This window comes from Paracoccus sp. S4493, from assembly GCF_000967735.1.
GTDB classification, from domain to species: Bacteria; Pseudomonadota; Alphaproteobacteria; order Rhodobacterales; family Rhodobacteraceae; genus Paracoccus; species Paracoccus marcusii.
Genome location: NZ_JXYF01000022.1, coordinates 14,606 through 33,261, shown reverse-complemented (window position 1 = coordinate 33,261; position 18,656 = coordinate 14,606). Strand labels below are relative to the sequence as shown.

General features: G+C 67.5%; 19 protein-coding genes. 8 read left to right on the top strand and 11 right to left on the bottom strand.

The annotated features are described in order from the left end of the window. The first annotated feature begins 3 nt into the window (after positions 1–3). Complete coding sequence (locus TW83_RS04675) at positions 4–1,179, top strand: DUF1501 domain-containing protein (protein WP_045981606.1); 1,176 nt, start codon at positions 4–6, stop codon at positions 1,177–1,179. 2 nt (positions 1,180–1,181) lie between these two features. On the opposite strand, the gene TW83_RS04670 is transcribed toward TW83_RS04675, so the two are convergent. Continuing rightward, positions 1,182–1,916, bottom strand: a complete 735-nt coding sequence (locus TW83_RS04670) for a response regulator (protein ID WP_081994695.1) — start codon at positions 1,914–1,916, stop codon at positions 1,182–1,184. Positions 1,917–2,045: 129 nt separating this feature from the next. Between TW83_RS04670 and mce the strand changes: the two genes are divergently transcribed. Beyond that, positions 2,046–2,450 (top strand): methylmalonyl-CoA epimerase, encoded by a 405-nt coding sequence (gene mce / locus TW83_RS04665; protein WP_042246072.1) that lies wholly within the window; start codon positions 2,046–2,048, stop codon positions 2,448–2,450. Then, complete coding sequence (locus TW83_RS04660) at positions 2,450–2,719, top strand: DUF1467 family protein (protein ID WP_045981605.1); 270 nt, start codon at positions 2,450–2,452, stop codon at positions 2,717–2,719. Before mce ends, TW83_RS04660 begins: the two co-directional genes overlap by 1 nt. On the opposite strand, the gene TW83_RS04655 is transcribed toward TW83_RS04660, so the two are convergent. The 3 genes from TW83_RS04655 to TW83_RS04645 are packed head-to-tail and all read right to left on the bottom strand — an operon-like array spanning position 2,676 to position 4,263. Then, the gene (locus TW83_RS04655; protein ID WP_045981654.1) at positions 2,676–3,389 is read right to left on the bottom strand and encodes an EI24 domain-containing protein; all 714 of its coding nucleotides are present in this window, start codon (positions 3,387–3,389) and stop codon (positions 2,676–2,678) included. The two genes, TW83_RS04660 and TW83_RS04655, sit on opposite strands and share 44 nt — an antisense overlap. Then, a complete protein-coding gene (locus tag TW83_RS04650) occupies positions 3,389–3,961 on the bottom strand; it encodes a nitroreductase (RefSeq protein ID WP_045981604.1) in 573 nt (190 codons plus the stop codon). Before TW83_RS04650 ends, TW83_RS04655 begins: the two co-directional genes overlap by 1 nt. A 56-nt stretch (positions 3,962–4,017) precedes the next feature. Beyond that, the gene (locus TW83_RS04645) at positions 4,018–4,263 is read right to left on the bottom strand and encodes a hypothetical protein (RefSeq protein ID WP_042246064.1); all 246 of its coding nucleotides are present in this window, start codon (positions 4,261–4,263) and stop codon (positions 4,018–4,020) included. A gap of 141 nt (positions 4,264–4,404) precedes the next feature. On the opposite strand from TW83_RS04645, the gene TW83_RS04640 reads away from it, so the two are divergent. Continuing rightward, on the top strand, positions 4,405–5,175 hold the full coding sequence (locus TW83_RS04640; RefSeq protein ID WP_239441284.1) for a M48 family metalloprotease: 771 nt from the start codon (positions 4,405–4,407) through the stop codon (positions 5,173–5,175). A 186-nt stretch (positions 5,176–5,361) separates the two neighbouring features. Beyond that, complete coding sequence (locus TW83_RS04635; protein WP_071209467.1) at positions 5,362–5,736, top strand: hypothetical protein; 375 nt, start codon at positions 5,362–5,364, stop codon at positions 5,734–5,736. Between the two features lie 8 nt (positions 5,737–5,744). Here the strand turns inward: TW83_RS04635 and ilvN are convergent, their stop codons facing one another. The 3 genes from ilvN to TW83_RS04620 form a co-directional block, all read right to left on the bottom strand. Beyond that, positions 5,745–6,305 (bottom strand): acetolactate synthase small subunit, encoded by a 561-nt coding sequence (gene ilvN, locus TW83_RS04630; protein WP_045981603.1) that lies wholly within the window; start codon positions 6,303–6,305, stop codon positions 5,745–5,747. 25 nt (positions 6,306–6,330) lie between these two features. Continuing rightward, the gene (locus TW83_RS04625; RefSeq protein ID WP_045981602.1) at positions 6,331–8,085 is read right to left on the bottom strand and encodes an acetolactate synthase 3 large subunit; all 1,755 of its coding nucleotides are present in this window, start codon (positions 8,083–8,085) and stop codon (positions 6,331–6,333) included. 160 nt (positions 8,086–8,245) lie between these two features. Further along, complete coding sequence (locus TW83_RS04620; protein ID WP_045981651.1) at positions 8,246–9,085, bottom strand: arginyltransferase; 840 nt, start codon at positions 9,083–9,085, stop codon at positions 8,246–8,248. Between the two features lie 207 nt (positions 9,086–9,292). On the opposite strand from TW83_RS04620, the gene TW83_RS04615 reads away from it, so the two are divergent. Beyond that, the gene (locus TW83_RS04615) at positions 9,293–12,094 is read left to right on the top strand and encodes a bifunctional [glutamine synthetase] adenylyltransferase/[glutamine synthetase]-adenylyl-L-tyrosine phosphorylase (protein ID WP_045981601.1); all 2,802 of its coding nucleotides are present in this window, start codon (positions 9,293–9,295) and stop codon (positions 12,092–12,094) included. Here the strand turns inward: TW83_RS04615 and TW83_RS04610 are convergent. Together TW83_RS04610 and carA are read right to left on the bottom strand one after the other, a co-directional pair. Further along, positions 12,091–14,241, bottom strand: coding sequence for a glycosyltransferase (locus TW83_RS04610; protein ID WP_071209466.1), 2,151 nt, complete (start codon positions 14,239–14,241; stop codon positions 12,091–12,093). The two genes, TW83_RS04615 and TW83_RS04610, sit on opposite strands and share 4 nt — an antisense overlap. Positions 14,242–14,348: 107 nt before the next feature. After that, positions 14,349–15,497 (bottom strand): glutamine-hydrolyzing carbamoyl-phosphate synthase small subunit, encoded by a 1,149-nt coding sequence (gene carA, locus TW83_RS04605; RefSeq protein ID WP_045981600.1) that lies wholly within the window; start codon positions 15,495–15,497, stop codon positions 14,349–14,351. 154 nt (positions 15,498–15,651) lie between these two features. Between carA and TW83_RS04600 the strand changes: the two genes are divergently transcribed. Both TW83_RS04600 and TW83_RS04595 read left to right on the top strand, forming a co-directional pair. After that, complete coding sequence (locus TW83_RS04600) at positions 15,652–16,113, top strand: GatB/YqeY domain-containing protein (protein WP_045981599.1); 462 nt, start codon at positions 15,652–15,654, stop codon at positions 16,111–16,113. 45 nt (positions 16,114–16,158) lie between these two features. After that, entirely contained in the window at positions 16,159–16,347 is a 189-nt protein-coding gene (locus TW83_RS04595; protein WP_045981598.1) for a DUF3008 family protein, read from the top strand. Here TW83_RS04595 and TW83_RS04590 read toward each other — a convergent pair. Next, positions 16,344–16,781: a DUF2244 domain-containing protein gene (locus TW83_RS04590; RefSeq protein WP_343251962.1), complete on the bottom strand. Its 438-nt coding sequence runs from the start codon at positions 16,779–16,781 to the stop codon at positions 16,344–16,346. The two genes, TW83_RS04595 and TW83_RS04590, sit on opposite strands and share 4 nt — an antisense overlap. A 70-nt stretch (positions 16,782–16,851) precedes the next feature. After that, positions 16,852–18,528 (bottom strand): cytochrome c oxidase subunit 1, encoded by a 1,677-nt coding sequence (locus TW83_RS04585; RefSeq protein WP_045981596.1) that lies wholly within the window; start codon positions 18,526–18,528, stop codon positions 16,852–16,854. Positions 18,529–18,656 lie beyond the last annotated feature (128 nt).

The following is an 18,656-nucleotide window of genomic DNA, read 5'->3' as shown; positions in this document are numbered from 1 at the left end:
GCGATGCTCTCTCGGCGGCTGTTCCTGAAATCGACGGCGCTGATCGGCTGCTCGGCCGCCGCGCATCCGCTGCTGTCGTCGGCGACCTTCGCGGCGGCGCCGGGCGACAATCGCCTGGTCGTCATCATCCTGCGCGGCGCGATGGACGGGCTGGACGCGTTTCAGCCCTATGGCGACCCCGCACTTCGGGGGCTGCGCCAGACCCTGTCGCTTGGACCCGATCACGGCGCCACCGATCTGGACGGGTTCTTTGCGTTGCATCCGGGCCTGTCGGACCTGTTGCCGCTGTGGCAGGCAGGGCAACTGGCCTTCGCGCCTGCCGTCTCGACGCCCTATCGCGACAAGCGCAGCCATTTCGACGGCCAGACCATGCTGGAGGCCGGCACGGGCACCGACCTGGACCTGGATGCCCAGCAGGACGGCTGGCTGAACCGGCTGCTGCAGGCCATGCCGGGGCAGGCGTCGGAGACCGCCTATTCTGTAGGGATCTCGCAGATGCGCATCCTGCAGGGGCAGGCCCCGGCCAAAAGCTGGACCCCCAAGGCGCAGATGGACCTCAGCCCGCAGGCCGAGCAGCTGCTTACACGCATCTATCACGATGACCCGCTGTTCCGCGACGCCAGTGCGCAGGCGATGGAGATCGTGGCCAGCCTGTCGCCGGACCTTGCCACCGGCAAGCCGGGTCAGGACCACCTGGAGATCGCGCGTTTTGCCGCGGACCGCCTGAACGGCCAGACGCGGATCGCCAGCTTTTCAATCGGCGGGTGGGATACCCATGCGGGGCAGGCGGGGACGCTGCCGTGGATGCTGGGGCGGCTGGCCGACACGATCCTGACGCTGAAGGCGGATCTGGGCGCGAACTGGGACCGCACCACCGTCATGGCGATGACAGAGTTCGGACGCACCGTCCGCGAGAACGGATCGGCGGGGACCGATCACGGCACCGGGGGCACGCTGCTGGTGGCGGGGGGCGCAGTGCACGGCGGGCGGATGATGGGCGATTGGCCGGGTCTGGCAGAGGGCGATCTGTACGACGGGCGCGACCTGATGCCGCTTCGCGACATTCGCGCCTATGCGGCCTGGGCGATGCACGCCAAGTTCGGCATCGATCGTGCCACCCTGGAGGGGTCTGTCTTTCCTGGACTGGACATGGGGTCCGATCCGCGGATGACCGCCTGATCCTACATCTCGGCCACGCGGGACAGGCGGTCCTGAACCATGCCGCTGATGCGGGCCAGATCCGTCGCAAGCGCGTGGCCCGCGTTATAGTCGCGTGCAAGTGCGGTGGCCGCAGCCTCCAGCGCGGGGTCGTGCGCCGAGCGGGCCACGCCGGCCAGGAAGCGGGCGATATAGTCGATCTCGGTCGTGTCATGGGCGCTGGACAGCACCTCGGCCACATGGGCCAGGTCGTCGCGCAGGCCCGAGGGGTCGGGCTGGATCACGTCGTCGGGCAGCGCCCGCAGCGTCATCGCCCCGGTATCGGCGGGCAGCACCCGCAGGATCGCCTGCTGGAACACCGCCAGGCTCTCGACCGGCTTGGGCAGGAACCCGTCCGCACCCGCCGCCAGCGCCTCGGACGCGCGGTCGGGATCGCCGGACATCGCCAGGATCACCGGCACCCGCAGTTCGGCGGCGTGCAGTTCCGCGATCAGCGCGACCCCGTCGCCATCGGGCAGGCCCAGGTCGATCACCACCACCGCAGGACGATAGCTGCGCAGATGACGCGCCGCGGACCGCAGGCAATCCGCGCGGCGAATCCGCGCACCGGACTTGAGACACAGCAGCCGCACGGCCTCGCTGGCAAAGCGCGAATCCTCGATCACCAGCACCGTCAGGCCTGTCAGTGGTCTGTTGGGCAGCGACAAACGCCATTGCGGCAAGGGCTTGGGCGTGTCGGCCGTGATATCCGTCAGCATGTCTGTGTCCCCATCCACGTCTTCACGCCCAGTTAAGCCCCGATTCGCTAAGAACCGGTTAACGGCGATGCTTTTCCTTTCCCGCGGCGCGCCCAAGGCTTAGAACCGCCTGAAACGGAGGATGTGACGATGATCGGTCGCCTGAACCATGTCGCCATTGCCGTCCCCGACCTGCAGGCGGCGGCGGCACAGTACCAGACCACCTTGGGGGCCACCGTCGGCCCGCCGCAGGACGAACCCGACCACGGCGTGACCGTGGTGTTCATCGAACTGCCGAACACCAAGATCGAGCTTTTGTACCCTCTGGGCGACGACAGCCCGATCCGCGGGTTCCTGGACAAGAACCCGTCGGGCGGCATCCATCACATGTGCTTCGAGGTGGATGACATCATCGCCGCGCGCGACCACATGAAGACACAAGGCGCCCGCGTGCTGGGCACCGGAGAGCCGAAGATCGGCGCCCATGGCAAGCCCGTGCTGTTCCTGCACCCCAAGGATTTCAACGGCTGCCTGATCGAACTGGAGCAAATCTGATGAACTTGACCGGCGGTATCGTTCTGTTCGCCTCGCTGTGGTTCCTAACCCTGTTCTGCGTCATGCCCATCGGGCAGCGCAGTCAGGCCGATGCCGGAGAGGTCATTCCCGGCACCCATGCGGGCGCGCCGTCGGGCGTGAACTGGCGGCGCAAGCTGATCTGGACCACGGCCATCACCAGCGCCATCTGGGCCGTTCTGGCGTGGATCATCCTGGGCGGCGTGATCACGCGCGCGGATATCTCGAACCTGGACCAGTGGATCCGCTGATCATCTGGAACAGGTGAGTGAAGGCCGCCGCCGCCAGCAGCGGCACGGCGATGTTGACCACGGGGATGACCAGGCCCACCGCGACCAGCACGCCCGTCAGGGTCACGCGCGCCGAATGGGCGCGGCGCAGGTCGCTGGCCGGGCCTTCGTCCAGGTGGCGACGGGCGGCCATCTGAAAGAACTCGCGCCCCAGCAGCCAGCCGTTCGCGCCCAGGAACAGCAGGGGCGCAAAGGGGCCGATGAAGGGCGTCAGGAGCAGGCTGATCACCAGCACCCCCAGGACCGCCAGCACGACCGCCACGGATTCCAGCAGCCCGTCGAAGAAGTCCAGCGACGTGCCGCGGCGGTCCGGGTAATGGATCGCCTCGACCTTTTCGGCAACGGTTTCCGCGAAGAGGCCCGCAAAACCGGCGGCGACCGGGGCCATCAGGAAGATCCCCATCACCGGAAACAGCGCCAGCGATCCCCAGGACAGCACCTGACCGAACTCGATCTGGCCCAGCCAGGGCAGCGTGACCCCGCCCGGCAGCCACAGCCGCAGCGCCCAGAAGATCGCCGCCTGCAGGGCCACGAACAGCACCAGCGTCAGCCCGATGCCCAGCAGCACCAGCCGTAGCACCGATGGGCGCAGCAGGTCGGCCCAACCCCGCAGCAGGGCACGAAGGGGCATCATGGACGCCACTCGGTCTTGGCGGCGATGTCGGGGCGCGGGCGTTCCGGGGGCGGCGCGCCGCGGGTGCCGATATGGATCAGCCCCGCGACGCGCTCATGCGCCGCGATGCCCAGATGCGCCTGCGCGAAGGATTGGTCCAGCGCCGCAAAGCCCGTCAGCCAGGCGGCGCCCCAACCGGATGCCAGCGCCGCGTTGACCAGCCCCAGGCACAGCGCGCCCGTCGACAGGACCTGTTCCCATTCGGGAACCTTGGGGCTGTCGACCGGGGAGAAGACCACTGCCACGATCACCGGCGACGCCATGGCCGAGGCCGCCTTGTCCGCCGCCGCCTGATCCTGCCCCGCGGCCAGGACCGCGTCGCGCAGCCGCGGCGCCATCGCCTCCAGGGTCTGGCGACCCAGCACGACAAAGCGCCACGGCTCCAGCTTGCCATGATCGGGAACGCGGGCCGCCAGGGTCAGCAGATCGGCCAGCTGGTCAGGGTCCGGGCCCGGGCCGGTCATCATCTTGGGCGGGTGGGACCGGCGGGTGGCCAGAAACTGCAGGGCGGCGTCGTTGCGGTGGTCCATGCGGATCTCCTGTAAGATCAGGGGCGGAGGCCGAGAGGCTGGCCGCGGGCGGGCGGTCAGCCTTCCTTTTCGATGCGGTAATTGCCCTCGGGCAGGTTCAGCGCAAGGCGCAGTTCGGTCAGCTGATGCATGGACAGGGTAATGCGCACGACCTCTTCGCCGTCATCGCTCATCTGTTCCAGAATCACCCGGTCGTCAAAGCCCAGGATGACGACGTCCTCGTTCAGAGGGCGTGTCTGGGCCTCGGCCTCGTCGATCAGGGTGATCACGGTCGCGTCGAAGTCGTGTTCGATGGTGAACATCCGAATCTCCTTGGGAAAGGCCCGACAATCGCGTGAAAGGGGGGCTGCGGCAAGCGGTCGGGGTTTACGCCGGACGGGCAGGGGGTATTCTGCGCCGACAGGATCGCGCCGACGCCGGGGCGGCGCAACAGGGCAGGGACGATGGGACAGATGATGGCGCGCAGCTGGCTGGCAGGGTTGATCGCGGCAGTGGCCGTCGCGGGCTGTGCGCCGCTGCCCGCACCCGGCACCGCCACCATGCCCGCGCCCGTCCCGCAGGTCCCGGTCCTGCCGGCCCCGTCGGCCCCGCACGCGGCGACGCCGGACGGCGCTGCGCGCAGCTTTGTCCAGGTGATGCGCCGGATGGAGCCGGCCGTCCGCCAGGACTGCCTGAACCGCCGCACCGCGCCGATCAGCTGCGATTTCCTGTTCGTCGTCGACGACCGCCCGGGGCTGGAGCCGAACGCGTTCCAGACCGTCGACCGCAACGGGCGCCCGGTCGTGGGCTTTACCCTGTCACTGATCGCGCAGACCCAGAACCCGGACGAGATCGCCTTCGTCGTGGGGCACGAGGCCGCGCACCACATCCTGAACCACCTGGATCGCAAGTCCGGGGCGGCCACCGCCGCGGCCGTCGTCCTTGGCAGCCTAGCCTCCGCCTATGGCGGCGACACCGGCGCCATCGCCCGCGCGCAGGAGATCGGTGCATCGGTCGGCGCACGCTACTATTCCAAGGAATGGGAGCTGGAGGCGGACTATCTTGGCGCGATCATCACGCTGAACGCAGGCTATGATCCGATCTCCGGTTCGGGCCTGTTCCAGCGAATCCCCGATCCCGGAAACCACGTCCTGGGCACCCACCCGGCACGCGCGCAACGCCTGGCGCAGGTCCGCCGCGCGGTCGCCGACGTGCAGGCGGGGCGCATCCGCTAGGGCTGGTGGTGGGGTTGTGCCTGCGCCGCAACGCGACAACCTCCGGCTGCAATAAAATTCACGTGGTGAAAGGAAAAAGCTGGCATACCGGCGGTTTTCTGCTTTAGTCGGCAAAGGTTTGCACAAGACAGATCCTTGAATCGATACCATCCGGCGCTTCGGCGCCTTTTCTATGAAGGGGCGCCCATGATCGGGGTTGTCGTATGGAGCAGCGGGTCGCGTGAAAAGGCGATCATCTGGTGCGAAGATCAAGCAACGCTGGCCTATCTGCAGGGAACCGCGAATTTCGCCGGGCCCGGCGAATGGCCCCAGCCCGGTGATCTGGTCGAACTGGAAACCCGGACCGTCGGCAACCTGCGCCATGCCCTGAACGTGACCATGCTGTCGGAGAAAAGCTGTCTGCAGCTGCCGCGGATCCTGGCCGATTCGCAGCAGCAGCCGTCGCGGCCAGCCCTGCGCGTCGTGGCGCATCAGGATGCGGTCCCGAGCGGATCCGTGGCGTCGTCCACGCGGCGCCCGGCGACGACCTATGCGCGACCCCGCAGCGGGGCCGCACGCTAAGGGGGCGATCAGGCGCCGCGTGACAGTGCGGCGACCCCTGTGCGCGCCAGGTCGGTCAGACCTAGGGGACGCATCAGATCGGCAAAGGCCTCCAGCTTGGACGGCGTGCCGACCAATTCGAAGACAAAGCTTTCCAACGTTGAATCGACCACGTTCGCGCGAAAGATCTCGGCGATGCGCAACGCCTCGACGCGCTTGTCGCCGGTGCCACGCACCTTGAACAGGCCCAGTTCGCGTTCCACCACCGGCCCCTCGACCGTCAGGTCGTGGACCTCGTGGACGACCACGATGCGGCCCAGCTGCGCCTTGATCTGCTCGATCACCTCGGGGGTGCCGCGCGTGACCACCGTGATGCGCGAGCGGTGGCCGCTGTGGTCGACCTCGGCCACGGTCAGGCTGTCGATATTGTAGCCGCGCCCTGCGAACAGGCCGATCACCCGGGCCAGAACGCCCGGCTCGTTCTCGACCAGGACGGCCAAGGTATGGCTCTCCTCGCGCGGGGCGTGCGGATCGCGCAGGTCGTAGGCCGAATGGCTGGACATGCCCTTCTGGATGTTCAAAGCGTTCATGGTTCTGCTCTCTTTCCGGCCGGTCTCAGACCAGCACCGCGCCTTCGGATTCGATGACGCCCTGCGTCTCGGCCTCGCCCAGCAGCATCTCGTTATGCGGCTTGCCCGAGGGGATCATCGGGAAGCAGTTCTCGTGCTTCTCGACCAGCACGTCCAGGATGAAGGGGCCGTCGTAATCGATCATCTGCTGGATCGCGGCGTCCAGATCCTTGGGGTCGCGCACCTGCGCGCCGGCGCAGCCGAAGGCCTCGGCCAGCTTGACGAAATCGGGCAGGCTGTCGGACCAGGACTGGCTGTAGCGTTCGCCGTGCAGCAGCTGCTGCCACTGCCGCACCATGCCAAGGCGCTCGTTGTTCAGGATGAACTGCTTGACCGGCAGGCGGAACTGCACGGCCGTGCCCATCTCCTGCATGTTCATCAGCCAGCTGGCATCACCGGCGACGTTGATCACCAGTGCCTCGGGGTGGGCCATCTGCACGCCGATGGATGCAGGCAGGCCATAGCCCATCGTGCCCAGACCGCCCGAGGTCATCCAGCGGTTCGGCCCTTCAAAGCCCAGGTACTGTGCCGCCCACATCTGGTGCTGGCCGACCTCGGTGGTGATGTAGCGGTCGTGGCCCTTGGTCAGCGCCTCAAGCCGTTCCAGCGCGTGCTGCGGCTTGATGATCGTGTCGCTAGGGCGATAGGCCAGGCATTTTCGGGCCCGCCATTGCTCGATCTGGCCCCACCATTGCTGGACCGCGGCGCTGTTCGTCTTGCGGCCGCGCGATTTCCAGACCTTCAGCAGATCCTCCAGCACATGGCCCACGTCCCCGACGATCGGCACGTCGACGCGCACGACCTTGTTGATGGACGACGGGTCGATGTCGATATGCGCCTTGACCGATCCGGGGCTGAAATCCGCGATCCGCCCGGTGATCCGGTCGTCGAAGCGCGCGCCGATGTTGATCATCAGGTCGCAGCCGTGCATGGCTAGGTTCGCCTCGTAGGTGCCGTGCATCCCCAGCATGCCCAACCACTTGTCGCCCGATGCCGGATAGCAACCCAGCCCCATCAGCGTCGAGGTGACCGGAAAGCCCGTCGCTTCGGCCAGCTCGCGCAGCAGTTGGCTGGCGCCGGGACCCGAATTGATGACACCGCCGCCGGTATAGAGGATCGGACGCTCGGCCTGCTCGATCAGTTCGACCAGGCGGGTGATCGCGCCCAGATCGCCCTTCTTCGTCGGCTGATAGCGGCCGGTGTCGACCTGCTTTGGCCCGACATAGGTGCCGGTCGCGAACTGCACGTCCTTGGGGATGTCAATCAGCACCGGACCGGGACGGCCCGAGGTGGCGACGTGGAAACCCTTGTGGATGGTCGCGGCCAGCTTGTCCGTGTCCTTGACCAGCCAGTTGTGCTTGGTGCAGGGGCGGGTGATGCCGACCGTGTCGGCCTCCTGGAAGCCGTCGGTGCCGATCATGAAGGTCGGGACCTGGCCCGACAGCACGACCAGCGGGATCGAATCCAGCAGCGCGTCGGTCAGGCCGGTGACCGCGTTCGTGGCGCCGGGGCCCGACGTGACCAACACGACGCCCGGTTTCCCGGTCGCTCGGGCATAGCCCTCGGCCATGTGGACGGCGCCCTGTTCGTGGCGGACCAGGACGTGGGTGATGTCGTTCTGCTGAAAGATCTCGTCATAGATGGGTAGGACGGCCCCGCCCGGATAGCCGAATACGGTATCGACGCCCTGATCGCGCAGCGCCTCGACCACCATTCTCGCACCCGTCATTGTTCGGGACATCGTCTTGCTCCATCCATCAAAAACACCCGCAAAGCGCACCCGTCGCGGCCCCGCGTCGGCGCAACCTAGGGTCAGGTTCGGACAGGGTCAATGGCATTTGGTGGAGAAAGTGACGCAGGCACGCCGACAATTGAAACTTTATTTCGCGGTTTGACGGACGCTATCGGTCGAATTGCGGCAGCGCGATACGGGCGACCTGTTCGACGATCGGATCGACGGACAGGGGATGCGCTTCGTTCGAATGATCCTCGGGGTTGCCGATATCCTGCCAGACGCCACCCTTGTAGATCTCTAGCGCGCTGAAGCGGGCCTTGTAGTCCATCTTGCGGCTGCCCGGCACCCAATAGCCCAGATAGACATAGGGCAGGCCCGCGGCCCGCGCGATCTCGATATGGTCCAGGATGATGTAGGTGCCCATGCTGGCCGGCCGCAGCAGCGGATCGTAGAAGCTGTAGACAAGGCTCAGCCCGTCATCCAGCACGTCGGTCAGGCACACACCGGCCAGGTGATCGTCGCCCTGCGCCAGCGCCGGCATCGCATCGTCGCTGCACCGGTATTCGATGACGCGGGTCTTGACCGGCGTCTCTTCGATCATCGCGGCGAATTCAAAGATGTCCATGTCCGCCATGCCACCATCCGCATGGCGGCTGTCCAGATAACGGCGGAACAGTTCGAACTGATCCTCGGTCGCCCAGGCACTGGTGGCCAGGCGGCGCAGGGCGGCGTTGCGGGTGGTGATGCGGCGCTGCGTCTTGGAGGCGCGGAAATCGGCCACCCGGATGCGCGCCGACATGCAGGCCACGCAGCTTTCACAGCTGGGTCGGTAAAGCACGTTCTGCGACCGGCGGAATCCTTGCCGCGACAGCGCGTTGTTCAGTTCCGCCGCATTGTCGCCCTGCAGCGCGGTGAACAGCTTGCGTTCGGCCCGCCCGTGCAGGTACGGGCAGGGTTGTGGCGCGGTCACATAGAACTGCGGCGCATGGGGCAGCGTATGGCGCATCAGGTGCGCCCCTTGCAGCATCTGGTCAGGTCGCGACTGATCATGCGGGCGCAGAAGGTTCCGTATCGCGGGTTGGTGTGCGCGAAAGCCTAGCAACGATTTCCCGGCAGGCCAAGCGTGGAAAGCAGCGGGCCCGCCGGTTCCGCGCAACATGGTTTACCGCGCGTTGCGTTGACGGGCCGGGGCGACCCCGGCAAGGTGGCGCGCATGAGCTTTCAGACCCGCATCACCCGCCTTCCGCTGCCTGTCGACGCCGCCCGCGGGGCGGATGCGGCGGCGCTGTTCCCGACCCTGTCCGACCGGATGCGCGACCTGATCGCCGGCGCCGCGGGCAGCAGCCCCTATCTGGCTGGCCTGCTGCGGTCCGAGGCCGACTGGCTGCCCGATGCGCTGGACCATGACGACGTCGTCGCGCGCGAGACTGCGGGCCTGCAATCGCTGGACGCGGATGCCCTGGGCGTGGCGCTGCGCCGCGCCAAGCGGCGGGTGGCGCTGCTGGCGGCGTTGGCCGATCTGGGCGGCGTCTGGACGCTGGAGCAGGTGACCGGCGCGCTGTCCGACCTGGCCGACCGGGCCGTCGATCTGGCCCTGCGCGCCCATGTCGCGACCGAGATCCGTCGCGGCAAGCTGCCCGCCACGGACGCCGATGCGGGCGGCATCTTCGCGCTGGCGATGGGCAAGGGTGGCGCGCGCGAACTGAACTACAGCTCCGACATCGACCTGATCGTCCTGTTCGACGAGACCGCCTATGCCGAGGCCGACCAGATGGAGGCGCGTGCCGCCCTGATCCGGGCCACGCGGCGGATGGCCGCGACCCTGTCCGACGTGACCGATCACGGCTATGTCTTTCGCACCGACCTGCGGCTGCGGCCCGACGCGGCGGTGACGCCGGTCTGCATCTCGACCGCCGCGGCGCTGGCCTATTACGAGGCCGAGGGGCGGACCTGGGAACGCGCCGCCTTCATCAAGGCGCGCGCGGCGGCGGGCGACATCGCCGCGGGCGAACGGCTGCTGCGCGAATTGCGGCCGTTCGTCTGGCGCAAGCACCTGGATTTCGCGGCCATTCAGGACGCCCATGACATGCGGTTGCGCATCCGCGAACACAAGGGTCTGGGCGGGCGGCTGGAGGTGGCGGGCCACAACCTGAAACTGGGCCGCGGCGGCATCCGCGAAATCGAGTTCTTCACCCAGACCCGCCAGCTGATCGCGGGCGGGCGCGACCGCGACCTGCAATGCCGCGACACGGTCGGCGGGCTGGCGGCGCTGGCGGCCAAGAACTGGATCCCCCGGGACGTCGCAGAGGAACTGACGGCGCATTACCGCGACCATCGCGACATCGAACACCGCATCCAGATGGTGAACGACGCCCAGACCCACAGCCTGCCCAAGGACGATCAGGGGTTGGCCACGATCGCCGCCCTGATGGGCGAGGACGATCTCCAAGCCTGGTGCGCCCGGCTGAAATCGCGGCTGGAACGCGTGCATGCGCTGACCGAACGGTTCTTCGCCCCGACCGAACCGACCGAAAGCCTGCCCGACCTGTCGGACGAATCGCGGGCGGTGATCCAGCGCTGGCAGACCTATCCCGCGCTGCGGTCCGACCGGGCGCGCCAGATCTTTCGCCGGATCGAGGCGCCGCTCTTGTCGCGCATGGCCCGCGCGGGCCACCCGGCCGAGGCGTTGGCCCGCTTCGACAGTTTCCTGTCCGGCCTGCCTGCGGGGGTCCAGCTGTTCTCGCTGTTCGACGCCAATCCCCAGCTGATCGACCTGATCGTCGACATCTGCGGGACGGCGCCCGCGCTGGCCGCCTATCTGGCGCGCCATCCGTCCGTTCTGGACGGCGTGCTGGCAGGCAGCTTCTTCGCACCCTGGCCGCGGGAGGCCGGGTTGATTCAGGAACTGGACGCGGTCCTGCAACGGGCCCTGAGCCAGCCTGGCGGTGGCTATGAACGGGCGCTGGATGCGGCGCGGCGGTGGGCGCATGAATGGCAGTTCCGCATCGGCGTCCATCACCTGCGCGGCCTGATCGGCGCGGACGAGGCGGCGGTGCAATACGCGGACCTTGCGGGCGCCTGCGTGGCGGCGCTGCTGCCGGTGACCGCCGCAGATTTCGCGCGCCGCCATGGCCCGCCGCCGGGCCGTGGCGCGGTCGTGGTGGGCATGGGCTCCCTGGGCGCGCGGGTGCTGAACGCCGGGTCGGACCTGGACCTGATCGTGATCTATGACGCGGATGGGGTCGATGCCTCGGACGGGCCGCGCCCGCTGGCCGCGCGCCCCTATTACGCCCGGCTGACGCAGGCGATGGTCACCGCCCTGTCCGCGCCCACCGCCGAAGGCCGGCTGTACGAGGTCGACATGCGGCTGCGCCCGTCGGGGCGGCAGGGGCCGGTGGCGACCTCGATCGACAGCTTCGGCACCTACCAGATGACCGAGGCCTGGACATGGGAGCATCTGGCCCTGACCCGCGCGCGCTGCGTCGCGCAGATCGGACCCGATGCGGATATGCTGTGCCAGCAGATCGAGACCCTGCGCCTGAAAGTGCTGGCCGAACGCGGCACCGATCCGCGTGTTCTGCCCGACACAGGCCAGATGCGTGACCGCCTGTTCGCCGCGAAGCCGCCGGGCGGGGCCTTCGACGTGCGACAGGGGGCCGGGCGGCTGCAGGACATCGACCTGCTGGCGCAGAGCTGCGCCTTGCGGGCGGGCGATCCGGCGCGGTCGACGCTGGCGCAGTTGCGGGCGGGTCGCCGGGCGGGGCTGCTGACGACGGAACAGGCGGATCGCCTGTCGTCGATCTGGCGGGGATTGTGGCGCGTGCATGCCGCCGCCCGCCTGTTGACGGACAGGGCGCTGGACATGGACGTGATCGGGCGCGGAGGCCAGGATTTCCTGCTGCGCGAGGTGGAGGCCGACAGCCCCGATACCCTGCGTGATCGGCTGTCCGACGATTTCGCCACGGTGCAGGCCCTCGTCCAGGGACATCTGTCGGACGAAAGTCCGCCCGACTAGCCGCTGGCGGCGCGGTCCTGAGGATAGCGCATGGCATCCGGTTCGACTGCCGGCGCATCGATCTGGACCAGGTTGGGCTGTCCCGCGGTGGCCTGTCCGGCGCTGCTCTGCAGGTCCGCCGCCACCTCTGCCAGGGACCGGCCGCCGATCTGGCCCAGGACCGGGATCGAGACCATGCCCGGTGCCAGGGGGATGACGGGGGCATCCGCCGCCTCGACGAACAGGCCGTGGGCGGTCTTGTCCCAGTAGAAGGGCTTGGCCACGACCTCGTAGATGGCCTTCCATCCGGCCAGGCATCCAAGCGGAAAATAGAGATGGAGCGTTGGCACCCAAGGCATCAGATGGCGGTGCTTTGCCCCACTGACCGCACGCATGCCGACGAAGATGCTCAGCGCCTCGGACGCGACGAACAATCCGAACAGGCCGACGATCGCCCAAGAGCCTACCCCGGTTTCCAGCGGTGCGCGCAGCGGATGCGGCAGGCCAAAGGTCAGCAGCCAGAAGCTCCACAGGATCGGTGCCAGAAGGTATTGCGACAGCGCCCCCAAGAACTGGACCTGAAAGCCCCAGAAGCGCCACGCCCCCAGATCGCGGTAGAGCGCCGCAGGATCGCGCATGTGCACCGTCCAGGTCATCGCGTATCCCTTGAGCCAGCGCGACCGCTGCTTGACCCAGGGCAGGGCGCGGCAGTTCGCTTCCTCATCGGTCGTGGTCTCGATGATCTCTGTCCGGTATCCGCGCCGGGCCAGGCGGACGCCCAGATCGGCGTCCTCAGTCACGTTCCATGCATCCCATGCGCCGACCTGTTCCAGCAGGTGGCGGCGAAAGAACAGGGTGGTGCCGCCCAGGGGCACGATCAGCCCAAGCCGCGCGACCCCCGGCAGCAGGATGCGGAACCAGCTTGCGTATTCGATGGTAAAGCACCGCGCCAGCCAGTTGGTGCGCGGGTTATAGTAATCCAGCGCGCCCTGCAGGCATGCGACGTCCGCAGGCGCAACATGAAAACGGCGCGCGACCTTGTGCAGCTGATCGGGATCGGGTCGGTCCTCGGCGTCCCAGATGCCCACGATCTGGCCGCGGCAGAAGTTCAGCGCATAGTTCAGCGCCCGGGGCTTGGTCTTGATCGGCCCGTCCGGCACCCGCACGACGCGGATCCAATGCGGCAGGCGCACGCCGTCCAGCGCGCCCTCGGTGATCTCGTCGCTGGCCTCGATCACCAACAGGATGTCGGTCAGTTCCCGCGGATAGTCCAGACGTGCCAGCCGTGCGACCAGCTTGCCCGCGACGTCCTTTTCGTGAAACAGCGGCACCATGACCGAGATCAGCGGCAGCGCAGCCTCCATCAGCGGGGGGACGGGATGACCCTGTCGAATGGCCAGCGCATGGGCATCCTGCTCGCGCAGGGCCCGCCGCGCCGCCAGGAACGACGCCAGCTTCAGCCCGCTTTGCGTCAGCAGGGTCAGCACCGCCCAGAAGGTCAGAAGCCCCACGATCAGCGTCGGGATCAGGATCAGGCCGGCCGCGGTCAGGGCCAGCGCCGCGATCGCCAGGCGTGCCGTCCGGGCCTGATCCTGCGTGCGACAGCTTTCGATGGCGGGGACGCGCGTCTCCGCCTCGCGGATCAGGCGGGTCCGGCGGGAGTTCAGCACCCCGCCCTGGGCCTGGTCCGCACTGCACAGCAACATGCGGACCTGGCCGAACTGGCGCGGCAGCAGGGGCAGCACGGCCGCAAAATCATCGGGCCGCGCCGTCGCGATCCAGGTCACCCCGCCGATTCGCCGCCAAGGCAGCAGCCCGTGCGTCAGGCAGAACCCAGCCCCTGCGTCGTCGATCAGCCGCGGGTCGGCGGGCGTCACGTCGGGGTCGATGGCGGTGGTGCGCCACTGCCGCGACAGCGCGCGGGCCAGGGCGGCGGGCTGGACCATCCCTTGGGCCAGCAATACCTGGTCCAGCCGCAGGCTCAGCTTTTGCTGGATCACCGTCGCCTTGAGCAGGTCCCCCGCGTCGACCGCCCCGTCTTCCAGCAGGATCTGCCCAAGCGACCGGCGGTCGCGCGGCGCCAGCGTCGGCCCGCACAGGACCGCGCTGCCGGCGGTGGCCGGATCGGGCAGGTTGGCAGGCCGGGGCAGGGGGGCAGGCTGCGCCATGGTCGTTTCCCATCAGGATCGACCTGTCTTGGCACGTGATGCGTTAACAGAAGATTAAGCGATCCCGCGCGACCGGCAAAAACCGGTCGCACGGGACGAATTCGTCATCAGGCGCGGCGCGCGCGCATCGAATCGGTGAACCTCTTGAACAGGTACAGGCTGTCCTGGGGACCGGGTGAGGCCTCGGGGTGGTGCTGGACCGAAAAGACCGGCTTGTCCTGCATGCGGATGCCGCAGTTGCTGCCGTCGAACAGGCTGACATGGGTCTCGATCACGCCGACCGGCAGGCTTTGCGAATCGACGGCGAAACCGTGGTTCATCGAGGTGATCTCGACCTTGCCGGTCTCGACGTCGCGCACGGGGTGGTTTGCGCCGTGATGGCCGTGGCCCATCTTGACCGTCTTGGCACCAAGCGCCAGCGCCAGCATCTGGTGGCCCAGGCAGATCCCGAAGATCGGCATGTCGCGGGCCAGCAGGTCCTGGATCATCGGCACGGCATATTCGCCCGTGGCCGCCGGATCGCCGGGGCCGTTCGACAGGAACACGCCCTCGGGCTCGTGGGCCATCACCTCCTCGGCGGTGGCGGTGGCGGGCAGGACGGTGACGTCCGCGCCATGGGCCACCAGAGAGCGCAGGATGTTGCGTTTCGCACCGTAATCCAGCGCCACGACCTTGAACGGCTTGTCGCCGGGTGCGGTGCCGAAGCCTGCGCCCCATTCCCACGACCCCTGATCCCACCGATAGCTTTGCGCGCAGCTGACGCCGCGGGCCAGATCCAGGCCGACCAGGCCCTGCCAGTCGCGGGCGCGGGCGATCATCGCCTCGATATCGAAATTGCCGTCGGGATCATGCGCCAGGACGACATGGGGTGCACCCTGCTGACGGATCGCGCGGGTCAGTCGGCGGGTGTCCACGCCGCCGATGCCGATGCGGCCACGGCGGGCCATCCAGTCGGTCAGTTCGGACGTGCTGCGCCAGTTCGACGGCTCGGTCGGGTCCCACCGCACGACGATGCCGCTGGCGACCGGATCGGGCGCCTCGTCATCCTCCGGCGTGACGCCGGTATTGCCGATATGGGGAAAGGTGAAGGTCACGACCTGGCTGGCATAGGACGGATCGGTCATGATCTCCTGATAGCCGGTCATCGCGGTGTTGAAGACCAGTTCGGCGACGACCTCGCCGGGGGCGCCAAAGCCCATGCCATAGAAGACGGTCCCGTCGGCAAGCGCCAGGCAGGCGGTCGGTTTAGCAGCCATGTCGGCACCTCTGGAATGAAATCAGCCGGTGAATAGGGGGCGGACGCTCCAAGGTCAACCCGCAGCGGCCGGGGAGCCGCGCTTGAAACGCAGGCGCCGGGGGGCTAGATGCGGTTCTTTCGGGCGCATCCCGCGCCTTGGGTTGGAGACGAAGATGGATCTGCGCGCCAAGCTGCAAACCGCCACCAAAGAGGCGATGAAGGCCCGCGACAGCGCCCGGCTGTCGACGCTGCGCCTGATCGCCGCCGCCGTCAAGGACCGCGAGATCGCCGCGCGCAGCGGGGACACCGACGGCACCCTAACCGAGGGCGACCTGGTCATGATCCTGTCGCGCATGGTCAAGCAGCGCCAGGAATCGGCCAAGGCCTATGAGGAGGGCGGCCGTCTGGAGCTGGCCGCCAAGGAGGAGGACGAGATCGGCGTGATCCAGGAGTTCCTGCCGCGCCAGATGAACAGCGTCGAGACGACCGCCGCGATCGACGCGGCCATCGCCGATCTGGGTGCCGAGGGCATCCGCGACATGGGTCGCGTGATGGCCGCGCTGAAGGAGCGCCATGCCGGCCAGATGGATTTCGGTGCGGTGGGTCCGGCCGTCAAGGCGCGCCTGCTGGCCTGAAACCCGCGCGTCGCATCACGCGTTGTGCGGGCAGGAGGTGACCCCATGCCCGCACGATCCAAAGCCCAGCAACGCGCCGCAGGCGCCGCCCTGTCCGCCAAGCGCGGCGAGACGAAGGTCGGCGACCTGCAGGGCGCGTCCAAGGACATGTATCACAGCATGACCGATGCAGAGCTGGAAGACATTGCCAAGACCGACCACGACGACCTGCCGGACCGCGCCGACGACGACTAGCGCAGCCGCGCTAGCCGCCGCATCAGCTCGTCGCACAGGTCGCGGCGTTCATCGGGGGTCAGGAACGCGCCCAGCTCGATCTCGCGCTGGCCGTCGGACAGGGTCAGATAGGCCTCGACCGGACCATTGCGCAGGCCCGGGCGCACCCAATAGCTGTTGGTCTGCCACAGGCGCTCTGGACGTCCCGGATCGTTGCGCCGGATCTGCAGGCGGCTGCGGTCCATGACCAGCTCCTCTCGCGTCTGTCCGGTGCGATAGGTCTGGCGCAGGGCAATCCAGACCCCCCCCACCGTCAGCATCATGAAGGGCAGCAGCCCCCACAGCACCTGCGTCCCCAGAACCGCCAGGATCGGCAGCAGCAGCAGTGTGGCCGTCGTTCCGATGAACCAGACGAAGCCTCGTTTGGGCAGCGACCGGTGCGGCCACAGGGTCACGGTTTGCAAAAAGGCCCCGGACGTGTCCGGGGCCGTTTCTGTCCAACGATAGGGCATCGAGGGATGTGCCTCAGTGGGCCGGGCTGCGGTCCCAGTCCTCGCGCTTGGGCAGCTGCTCGAACGTGTGCTCGGGCGGGGGCGAGGGCAGGGTCCATTCCAGCGTGTCGGCGTACTCGTTCCAGTAGTTGTTCTGGGTGACGCGCTTGCCGGCGAACAGGGTGTAGAACATCACGCCGATGAAGAAGATGAACGACGCGAAGGACAGATAGGCGCCCCACGAGCTGATCGCGTTCCAGAAGGCGTATTCCACCGGATAGTCGATGTAGCGGCGGGGCATGCCCTGACGGCCCAGGAAGTGCTGGGGGAAGAAGGTCAGGTTCGCACCGATGAACATCGCCCAGAAGTGCAGCTTGCCGGCCCATTCCGGGTACTGGCGACCCGACATCTTGCCGATCCAGTAGTAGATGCCCGCAAAGATCGCGAAGACCGCGCCAAGCGACATCACGTAGTGGAAGTGCGCCACGACATAGTAGGTGTCGTGATACACGCGGTCCAGCGGTGCTTGGCTCAGCACCACGCCGGTCACGCCGCCGACGGTGAACAGGAACAGGAAGCCGAAGGCCCAGAGCATCGGCGTCTTGAACTCGACCGAGCCGCCCCACATCGTCGCGATCCACGAGAAGACCTTGATGCCCGTAGGCACGGCGATCGTCATCGTGGCCAGCATGAAGTAGCTCTGCTGGGTCAGCGACATGCCGACGGTGTACATGTGGTGCGCCCAGACGACGAAGCCCAGGATCCCGATCGCGGCCATCGCCAGTACCATCGGCAGGTAGCCGAAGATCGGCTTGCGCGAGAAGGTCGCGATGACGTGGCTGATGATGCCGAAGCCGGGTAGGATGATGATGTACACTTCCGGGTGGCCGAAGAACCACAAGATGTGCTGGTACAGCACCGGGTCACCGCCGCCGGCCGGGTTGAAGAAGTTCGTGCCGAAGTTGCGGTCCATCAGCAGCATGGTGATGGCGCCGGCCAGGACGGGCAGGGCCAGCAGGATCAGCCAGGCGGTGATGAACACCGACCAGGCGAACAGCGGCACCTTGAACAGCGTCATGCCGGGAGCGCGCATGTTCAGGAAGGTGGTGATGATGTTGATGGCACCGACGATCGACGAGGCGCCCGAGACGTGAACCGCGAAGATCGCGAGGTCGGTCGAATAGCCGCCCTCGGTCGTCGACAGCGGCGGGTACAGCACCCAGCCGATGCCCGAACCGGGCTGCTGGTTGCCGCCCGGTGCCAGCAGCGAGGCGATGCCCAGCAGCAGGCCCGCGACATAGAGCCAGTAGCTGAGGTTGTTCATCCGCGGGAAGCTCATGTCCGGTGCACCGATCTGCAGCGGCATGAAGTAGTTGCCGAAACCGCCGAACAGCGCCGGAATGACGACGAAGAACATCATCAGCACGCCATGATACGTGATCATGACGTTCCACAGGTGACCGTTGGGGGTGCATTCGGCCGCGGCATTCGCGAAGAATCGCGCGCCTTCCATGCACATGTACTGCACACCCGGCTCGTGCAGTTCCATCCGCATGTAGACGGTGAAGCTGACCGAGATCAGGCCCGCCAGGCCGGCGGTAAAAAGATAAAGAATACCAATGTCTTTGTGATTGGTGGACATGAACCAGCGGGTGAAGAACCCGCGTGTGTCATGATGGTCGTCGTGGCCGTGTGCGGCTGCGTCTGCCATACCCGAACTCCCTCAAGATGTCGTCGATCCGGCCTGTCGACCGTCATTATCACGCATTCTTTAGACCACCTGCGGGCACCGGGCAATGCGTCACAGTGGCCCCGGAGGCAAACGCCCCGGCCGGGTCC